The sequence below is a fragment of the Dokdonia sinensis genome, assembly GCF_003688895.1.
GTDB lineage: Bacteria > Bacteroidota > Bacteroidia > Flavobacteriales > Flavobacteriaceae > Dokdonia > Dokdonia sinensis.
This window is the reverse complement of the sequence record NZ_REFV01000026.1, coordinates 1-9044: the sequence shown is the minus strand read 5'-3', so window position 1 is coordinate 9044 and position 9044 is coordinate 1. Positions and strand designations below refer to the sequence as shown.

The following is a 9044-nucleotide window of genomic DNA, read 5'->3' as shown; positions in this document are numbered from 1 at the left end:
ACTACTTGAAGCTTAAAAGAAAGCGAGTAGTCTTTTTGGGTACGTTTAACATACCCAGTGGTTACTGGTGTTTTCATTACACTAAGAATTTAGTGTATCGCTATTTCAGGACGGGACAAAGTTATTAAACAAAAAAACGCCTTGATAGGTCAAGGCGTTTTTAAAAAATTTTCAATGAGTTTTCCTTATTGTACTGCTTCTTGCTGGGTGGTAATATATATAATTTTAGGAAGGTTTGCCTCACGCAACTCCTTCTTTACATCATTCACAATACCTGTGTTAGCATCTGCGTCCACCTTAAGGGCAACAGTTACGTAGTCACGTAACTCATCTCTAAGCTTATTAATTTCTTCGAAAACAGCTCCTTTTACTTCTTTTACATCGACAAACTTATCTCCTATCTGAATACGAGATTCTGTTCCCGCATTTCGATATTGAGCACTAGGCTTTCCGATATAGATGAATACAGTTCTCGTTTTATCAAGTTTTTCAGTTTGATCTGCATTCGGAAGAATGTTTTCTACTTTAAGATCATTTTTACGAAGCACAGTCGCTACCATAAAAAAGAAAAGTAACATAAAAACAATATCTGGAAGTGATGCTGTTGATATAGGAGGAAGTTCATTCCCGCCTTTTTTTCTAAATTTTGACATAGTTACTGTTATTAATTTTGTTTTGCTTCTGCCTCAGTAAGTTTGAAAGGAAATAAATCCTTAATCACACTCAACTTTTCTTTAACGGCATCTTTAGCAGCCTCTCCAACGATTTTTCCTTCATTAAGTTCTGCACTTTTTTCGGTGAATTTCCATCCATACCTTTTTTGTGCTTCTCTATCTCGAAGAAAATTATAAGCAGCTCCCAATTCATTCTGAATAGCTACATAGGTATCATAATCTGTCAAACGATCACTTGTAAGCGATATAATTGCCTTATTAGGATTGTCTGAAGAATCTGAAAGACGATCACCCTGACAATAGTCACAATAGCCCTCTTCTCCTGCACTTATTCCTCCATTATCTAGAAAATCAATGGCTGCCTGACGTAAATCTTTAAGCTCCATCAACTCATTCTCAACAAGCAAATCGTTGTTACGGTTTACTTGTACAATAAACAAGTTCTTGTTTTTAATCACCGGTGGTGGTGGTGCATTCTCGTCAATAGGTGGTGGCAATTGTCTAATCAGCCCCTTGTCTTTATCAATTGTAGTTGTTACAAGAAAGAAGATAAGGAGGAGAAAAGCGATGTCTGCCATCGACCCTGCATTAATTTCTGGTGCTGATCTCTTTGCCATAATTCTTATTTAGCTAGTTTTTTAACTCCTGAGAATAACATTAATCCTATTGCTATCGCTGCTAGCATATAGAACGCATTAATTCCAGCGCTTACCCACTTTGATCCGTTTGCAGAAAGAATCTCACCATCTTTCATTGGCGTTTCTACTCCACTTGCCGTAAAATAAGCAATAGCTATAATCAAAGCAAAGGCTCCGATACCAATTAGCGTATTCTTTGCATTTCCTGAGAAAAGACCTTTAAGAACAAAGATAAATACGATAACGAGAGTTACTCCCAGAACGATCCAGGCCAGCCCCATTATTGCATTGATCCAAGGCGTATCAACAGAATCTACTCCACCAGCTTTTACAGCTGTCTGAAGTGCCTCAGAATCCAAGGTCCAGATATATCCCGCCATTATCAAACCGGCAATAGCGAGGACAATCATTAATATTTTAAAAATTTTATGTAATGCCATAATATATATATGTTTTAGGTATTACTACTCTTTATTACTTTCTGTGCTTAGATAGCATATCAATCAAAGTGATTGAAGCATCTTCCATATCATTTACGATACTGTCAATTTTTGCAATAATGTAGTTATAGAAAATCTGAAGGATAATTGCTACAATAAGTCCAAATACCGTTGTCAGAAGTGCAACTTTAATACCTCCTGCCACAAGTGCTGGGTTCATATCTCCTGCTGCTTCAATTTTATCAAAGGCCTGAATCATCCCGATTACAGTTCCCATAAACCCAAGCATAGGCGCAAGTGCGATAAATAATGAAATCCAAGAAACGTTCTTTTCAAGTTGTCCCATCTGAACTCCACCATAAGCTACCACAGCTTTCTCAGCTGCCTCAGTACCCTCGTGCATTCTATCAAGACCTTGATAGTATATAGATGCTACAGGTCCTTTTGTATTACGACAAACTTCCTTTGCAGCCTCTACTCCTCCACTATTTAGAGCATCCTCAACCTCCTGAGCGAGTTTCTTAGTATTTGTAGAAGCAAGATTTAAATAGATAATTCTCTCGATTGCAATGGCAAGACCAAGAATCAAACAAAGAAGTACAATTCCCATAAATCCTGGACCACCTTCAATAAATCGTTTTTTCAAATCTTGTGTAAATGTCAATTCTTCTTCGACGGGTGCATCTTGAAGGGACGTTCCAGCATCATCTGCAATGATTTGCTGTATTTGTACTGGTGCGATTGTTTGCACATTGTTTGCTTTTACATTAAGCGTGCCTAAGGCAACAACAGCAGCGAGTGCCATAATAGAGAATAATTTTTTCATTGCTCTTGATCTTAAATTTTTAATTAGAAAAGGTTAAATATAGTAATTAATTTATTCAAATGTTAGAAATGCAAGTCTTTCAAAAAACTCAGACTCAAAATTTTCTTAATCATAAGTTATTCTGCTAAACACAGGTTTCAAACTTACACAATCAATAGGAACTTTTAAAAGAATCAATAAAAATTTGTGACAAAAGATTTCAAAATCACTGGCAAACAATCAGAGTTAAAGATCACGGGCTTATTATTGCGAGTAAGTAATGGCTTCGCACAAGTAACTTAATACCAGCATATCCAAGTTATTAAGAACTCGTTAAAGCTACAAGACAATCTTTTTCAATAGTATTGCTTTACTTCATTTAAAATAAAACAATGAGAATTATCAATTCTTCAACGAAAACGATTTCGTAAAAATATATTTTGAACAATCACTTAGGTTTCCTATGAAGCTATTTTAAAATTGTTACTGTTTGCGCCTTTTCATTTCACGTAAGTGTAAGACTATTTTAAATGCATCAAACGTTTTTGACTCCTAACAGCATTTAAAATCTTAAAGTAATAAACTAAAAAGTGTTCTCGCTTTAAATGAAGAACACTTTTATAATCAGGGATGAAAGATGATAGGAATTTACTCGTTTTCCTGAACGTCTGCAGTAATAGTTACAACATCTTCACGGTTTTTTGTGTTTGAGTTAATTGTTACGGGCTGACGAATGCGACCTTTTTTATTACGTGAGTTGAATTGTACGGTAAACTCTCCATTATCTCCAGGAAGTATAGGTCCAGCAGGCCAATCATTAGGTACGGTACACCCACATTTAGCCTTTATAGATGATATCTGTAAAATACCATCTCCAGTATTTTGAAATTTAAAAGTCGTGCTTAACTCATCTCCTTGATCCATCTTTCCAAAGTCGTGCTCCATCTTTTCAAAAGTTAATATAGGATAAGCATTAATTTGTTCTTCGGCAGGAGATGCTTTTTCAGGAGCCAGAGATGTAGAAGTGTTTTCCTTACAAGATGTAAGTATTAGGACAATTGTAATGAGGTAAAAAATTCTGCGTTCCATTTTATTGTTGTTTATTAATTTTCAATTATGATAAATTCACTTCGCCTATTAGCTTGATGATCCTCTTTTGCACAAGGGACATTATTCGAACAATTGTTTGTTAATTGTGTTTCTCCATAACCTCTGCCTGACAGGCGATTTGGTGTAATATTACCCTGTTCTATAAGGTATGCCTTAGTAGCCGCATTTCTACGCTCGGATAATGCTAGATTATAAGAATCATTTCCTCTAGCATCGGTATGAGACTTCACCTCTATTTTTACGCTAGGAAATTCTTTCATATAGTTAATAATCTTTTCTAGCTCCATCGCTGCGTCATTCCTAATAAAGGACTTGTCATAATCAAAATAGATAGGTTGTAAATCTAACAAATTAAATAAATCCGTTCCGATAGCAGCAACCTTCGTCTTTTCCTTAAGTGTAAGACGAGCTTCCGTTGTGTTTTCATATGAAGATTTAGGTACTTCCAGAGATATCGAAATCCTATCCTCTTCATAACCTTCCTTAGCGGCTACGATATCTATTATACGACTCTCACACTTAAAATTAGCTTCAAAAGAACCTTTTTCATCGGTCTGTAGTTCGGATACTGCATTATTATCGCTAGTGAGTATAATCGTCGCATTATCGAGTAATTCTCCTGCTTCTGTTTTAACTATGCCAAATAAATTTTGAGTGCATTCTGTTTTTGCAAAGGAGTAAATATCGTCATCTCCTTTTCCACCTGGCCTATTTGACGTTATGTAACCCGTCAAGGCTTTATCGTTAAAGAAAAAACTAAAATCATCGTAAGAACTATTTATGGGTCTTCCTACATTAAGGATATTCTTAATTTGAACGTCATCTGCCTTACGCTCTACTTCATATACATCAAGACCTCCCAAACCTATATGTCCATTTGAAGAAAAATACAACGTTCCATTTTTACTTACATAGGGAAAATTCTCCCTTCCTTCAGTATTAATTTTTGAGCCTAGGTTTACTGGATTCCCATAAATATCATCATCAATTATCGCAACTTTGAAAATATCAGAACTTCCTAGAGAACCGGGCATATCTGAGGCAAAATAAAGGGTTTTACCGTCTGGACTTAAAGCAGGATGTGCTGTACTGTAATCGTCACTATTGAATGGTAGCGATTCTACATTTGTCCAAGTCCCATCTACTTTCTTTGCTTTATAAATTTTGAGGCGATGTGAGTTATTTTCATCCCCCTTAAGTCTTTTCTTATAATAGTTGTTGCGAGTAAAATACATCGTTTTACCATCCCTTGTAAAGGCAGCAGAAGACTCGTGATATTTTGTGTTTATGTCTCCTTGAATTTCACTTATAGCACCATCTGTAGATAATTCAAATAAGTCTAGAAACGGTTGATCATTCCACTTGTAAATTTTTTCACTTTCATCCCTTGAAGAAGCAAATATTAAATTTTCATCGTATAAAATACCTCCAAAATCAGATAACGGAGTGTTGATATCTAAGTTTTTGAGAGTTATAAATGCAGAATTATCGACAATGTTATCTAAGTAATCTTTTGAGCTAAGAAATCTTATTGCTCGAGAATCCTGAGGCGAAACTTTAGTAAATTTCAACATCGATTCGTTTGCAGCTTCATATTTTCCAATTGTTTTGAGCGCGATAGACTGCTTGAAATAAATTTCAGGATCAATAATAGCCTCAGTATTTAATAGGCGCTCATACCATCTCGCAGCTTCGTCCATTTTACCGTTATTATAATAGGCATCTGCTAGTTTTAAAAAAACGTCAGGAGAAGGATTTTTCTTATTTGCTAGTTTCTCAAGAACCTCTATAGTCCCAGTATAATCAAAATTTGAGTAATCCTTTAAAGTACCTCGTCTTATCTGTTGTGCTTGAGAAAGGGCACAGAAACCTATTAAAAATATAATTTTTGTTATCTGTTTCATTATGTGTAGTTTAAAAAAAGCGCGGTGATAAGAATCTTCCTAATTTTTGCACTTCAAATCGTATTAGGATTTCGTGAGATCCACTAGTATAATTGTTTAATCCAGATGTTGTATAATCATACCCGTACCCAATCATTAATCCCTCGGTGACTTGAAAACCGGCCATCGCACTTAATGCGTCGTCCCAGCGCCAGGCAACACCTAGATTCAGCTTTTCATAAAGTAAGAAATTTGCAGACACGTCAACTATTACTGGTGCTCCTTGTACCGCTTTCGCGAAAGCGGAAGGCTTAAATTTTAAATCTTGATTAAGATCAAACACCATCCCAGCGATCAAAAACACATGTAAACGTTCTGAAGCAATGGACTCACTAAAATCATCATAGTGACTCGTCGAAAGAATATTAGGAACAGAGGCTCCAAAATACCAGTCATTCGAGTGTAAGTACAATCCAGCTCCAACAGTTGGACTCAGTAAACTAATATTTTCTGTGAATGTAACATCAGGATTTTGAAATTGTCCTTTACTCCAATCAGTATCTAGCTGGTGAATTCCTCCCTTTAATCCAAATGAAAGTTTTGTTTCTCTTGAGTAGGACACAGGAATTGTATATGAGAAATTAGCGTCTACATAGATTTCTTGGGCTGGGCCCAACTGATCTGCCACAGCGCTTAAGCCTAAACCTACGCGCTCATTGCGCATCGGGCCGTGAGCAGCAAATGAAAATGTGTTTGGAGCACCTTCTATCCCTACCCATTGCGTTCTGTTAAGACCTGTTATACTTAAAGTATTACGTTGTCCAGCATAACCTGGATTTACCGACATTGTATTGTACATATAATGCGTGTACTGTGGGTCTTGCTGAGCCATAGTATTTATAGTACAACAGAGTACTAAAAAAATCGTCAGGTATTGATTTATCTTTGATAACATTTGTATCATTTTAATCTTCGTTAAAAACTGAGTTTTATCGTTGTATATATAACCATCCTGTTTTAGGAGTTGACCCGTCTTTAACATCAAGTACGTAGTAGTAGGTTCCTACAGGGAGTTCTTTAGATTGTGTGATAGTTGATCTACCATTTGAAATTCCAGCCCAATCATTTTTGTAGTCAACTGTTTTATAAACTAGATTGCCCCATCTATTATAAACCTCTAGTGTATTACCTGGAAAATCTTCGATACAAGTAATCACAAAAGTGTCATTTACACCATCACCATTAGGAGAAAACTCATTATAGATTACAAGACAATCAAAAATTGTGATTGTAGGATCATCTACCATATTCCCATCAAAGTCATCATCATCATCACTTATATCAGAAACAATAGTATCAAAAGGCGTGCTTGCCCCAGCCCAAACACTATTACTAACGCCACCCGAGCTAATTGCCTGTTGGCTTATTTGATAAGTAGCGAGATAAGTGGCTATCTCACCTATTTGTAGTTGACCTTCTGGACTATTCTGACTCGCTCCTGTAAATTGAGGCTCTGTACTTAAGGTCATGGTATTGCCATTTGCATCTAAGAAAGTATCTATCAAAACAAGATCAAATAGCGGTACATCACCTATATTCTCTACTTCGATTGTATAGAAAATTATATCTCCTACTTGTGAACCTGTATAACTCGCTGTCTTTCGAACTTCTATCAATCCTTCACATATAGTGCCTATCGTAGCATCGTTGTCATCACAGTCTTCTGAAGCTGGAACGCCGTCACAATCTGCATCGTTAACATTGGTGTCCGTTACGGTTGCATCGTTATCATCACAGTCTTCCGAAGTTGGAACGCCATCACAATCTGCATCGTTTACGTTAGTGTTCGTTACGGTTGCATCGTTATCATCACAATCTTCTGAAGTGGGGACGCCATCACAATCTGCATCGTTTACATTGGTGTTCGTTACGGTAGCATCATTGTCATCACAATCTTCCGAAGTCGGGACTCCGTCACAATCGGCATCGTTTACGTTAGTGTTCGTTACGGTTGCATCGTTATCATCACAATCTTCTGAAGTGGGGACGCCATCACAATCTGCATCGTTGACATTAGTATTCGTTACGGTCGCATCGTTGTCATTACAATCCTCAGACGTTGGAACGCCGTCACAATCTGCATCGTTTACGTTAGTGTTCGTTACGGTTGCATCGTTATCATCACAATCTTCTGAAGTGGGGACGCCATCACAATCTGCATCGTTGACATTAGTATTCGTTACGGTAGCATCGTTATCATCACAATCTTCTGATGTTGGAACGCCATCACAATCGGCATCGTTGACATTGGTATTCGTTATGGTAGCATCATTGTCGTCACAGTCTTCACTTGTTGGAACACCATCACAATCTGCATCGTTGACATTGGTATTCGTTACAGTTGCATCGTTGTCGTCACAGTCTTCACTTGTTGGAACTCCATCACAATCGGCATCGTTGACGTTAGTGTTCGTTACAGTCGCGTCATTGTCATCACAATCTTCCGAAGTCGGGACTCCGTCACAATCGGCATCGTTAACATTGGTGTTCGTTACGGTCGCATCGTTGTCATTACAATCCTCAGACGTTGGAACGCCATCACAGTCTGCATCGTTTACATTGGTGTTCGTTACAGTTGCATCGTTGTCATCACAATCCTCAGATGTTGGGACTCCGTCACAATCGGCATCGTTTACATTGGTGTTCGTTACGGTTGCATCGTTATCATCACAATCTTCTGATGTTGGAACGCCATCACAATCCGCATCATTTACATTGCTGTTTGTGTTTGTTGCATCGTTGTCGTCGCAATCTTCTGCAGTCGGAACACCATCACAATCTGCATCGTTGACATTGGTATTCGTTACAGTCGCGTCATTGTCATCACAATCTTCCGAAGTCGGGACTCCGTCACAATCTGCATCGTTAACATTGGTGTTCGTTACGGTTGCATCGTTATCATCACAATCTTCTGAAGTGGGGACGCCATCACAATCTGCATCGTTTACATTGGTGTTCGTTACGGTTGCATCGTTGTCATCACAGTCTTCTGACGTCGGAACTCCATCGCAATCGGCATCGTTGATATTGGTATTTGTTACAGTTGCATCGTTATCATCACAATCTTCAGATGTTGGAACGCCATCACAATCGGCATCGTTGATATTGGTATTCGTTACAGTTGCATCGTTATCATCACAATCCTCAGATGTGGGGACGCCATCACAATCTGCATCGTTGACATTGGTATTCGTTACGGTTGCATCGTTGTCGTCACAGTCTTCACTTGTTGGAACGCCGTCACAATCTGCATCGTTTACGTTAGTGTTCGTTACGGTTGCATCGTTATCATCACAATCTTCTGAAGTGGGGACGCCATCACAATCTGCATCGTTTACATTGGTGTTCGTTACGGTAGCATCATTGTCATCACAATCTTCCGAAGTCGGGACTCCGTCACAATCGGCATCGTTAACATTGGTGTTCGTTACGGT

At 37.9% G+C, this 9044-nt stretch carries 8 protein-coding genes; all 8 read right to left on the bottom strand.

Annotation, left to right across the window (positions count from 1 at the left end; all coding sequences use genetic code 11):
• Positions 1–185: 185 nt before the first annotated feature.
• Positions 186–653 (bottom strand): ExbD/TolR family protein, encoded by a 468-nt coding sequence (locus EAX61_RS16150; protein ID WP_121918749.1) that lies wholly within the window; start codon positions 651–653, stop codon positions 186–188.
• An 11-nt stretch (positions 654–664) separates the two neighbouring features.
• Entirely contained in the window at positions 665–1291 is a 627-nt protein-coding gene (locus EAX61_RS16145) for an ExbD/TolR family protein (protein WP_121918748.1), read from the bottom strand.
• Between the two features lie 5 nt (positions 1292–1296).
• Positions 1297–1752 (bottom strand): hypothetical protein, encoded by a 456-nt coding sequence (locus EAX61_RS16140; RefSeq protein ID WP_121918747.1) that lies wholly within the window; start codon positions 1750–1752, stop codon positions 1297–1299.
• 34 nt (positions 1753–1786) lie between these two features.
• Complete coding sequence (locus EAX61_RS16135; RefSeq protein WP_121918746.1) at positions 1787–2578, bottom strand: MotA/TolQ/ExbB proton channel family protein; 792 nt, start codon at positions 2576–2578, stop codon at positions 1787–1789.
• 627 nt (positions 2579–3205) lie between these two features.
• Positions 3206–3646 carry a DUF1573 domain-containing protein gene (locus tag EAX61_RS16130; RefSeq protein ID WP_121918745.1) on the bottom strand — a complete coding sequence of 147 codons (441 nt, stop codon included), beginning with the start codon at positions 3644–3646 and terminating at the stop codon, positions 3206–3208.
• A 14-nt stretch (positions 3647–3660) separates the two neighbouring features.
• Positions 3661–5571, bottom strand: a complete 1911-nt coding sequence (locus EAX61_RS16125; protein WP_121918744.1) for an OmpA family protein — start codon at positions 5569–5571, stop codon at positions 3661–3663.
• Positions 5572–5581: 10 nt separating this feature from the next.
• Positions 5582–6505, bottom strand: a complete 924-nt coding sequence (locus tag EAX61_RS16120) for a PorP/SprF family type IX secretion system membrane protein (RefSeq protein ID WP_121918750.1) — start codon at positions 6503–6505, stop codon at positions 5582–5584.
• 34 nt (positions 6506–6539) lie between these two features.
• Positions 6540–9044, bottom strand: a 2505-nt coding sequence (locus EAX61_RS16115) for a T9SS type B sorting domain-containing protein (RefSeq protein ID WP_147448393.1), incomplete at its 5' end; no start/stop codon positions are given.

Coding starts and splice junctions, on each gene's coding strand:
- EAX61_RS16135 (WP_121918746.1), bottom strand. CDS start 2,578: ATGAAAAAATTATTCTCTATTATGGCACTCGCTGCTGTTGTTGCCTTA.
- EAX61_RS16140 (WP_121918747.1), bottom strand. CDS start 1,752: ATGGCATTACATAAAATTTTTAAAATATTAATGATTGTCCTCGCTATT.
- EAX61_RS16125 (WP_121918744.1), bottom strand. CDS start 5,571: ATGAAACAGATAACAAAAATTATATTTTTAATAGGTTTCTGTGCCCTT.
- EAX61_RS16150 (WP_121918749.1), bottom strand. CDS start 653: ATGTCAAAATTTAGAAAAAAAGGCGGGAATGAACTTCCTCCTATATCA.
- EAX61_RS16130 (WP_121918745.1), bottom strand. CDS start 3,646: ATGGAACGCAGAATTTTTTACCTCATTACAATTGTCCTAATACTTACA.
- EAX61_RS16145 (WP_121918748.1), bottom strand. CDS start 1,291: ATGGCAAAGAGATCAGCACCAGAAATTAATGCAGGGTCGATGGCAGAC.
- EAX61_RS16120 (WP_121918750.1), bottom strand. CDS start 6,505: ATGTTATCAAAGATAAATCAATACCTGACGATTTTTTTAGTACTCTGT.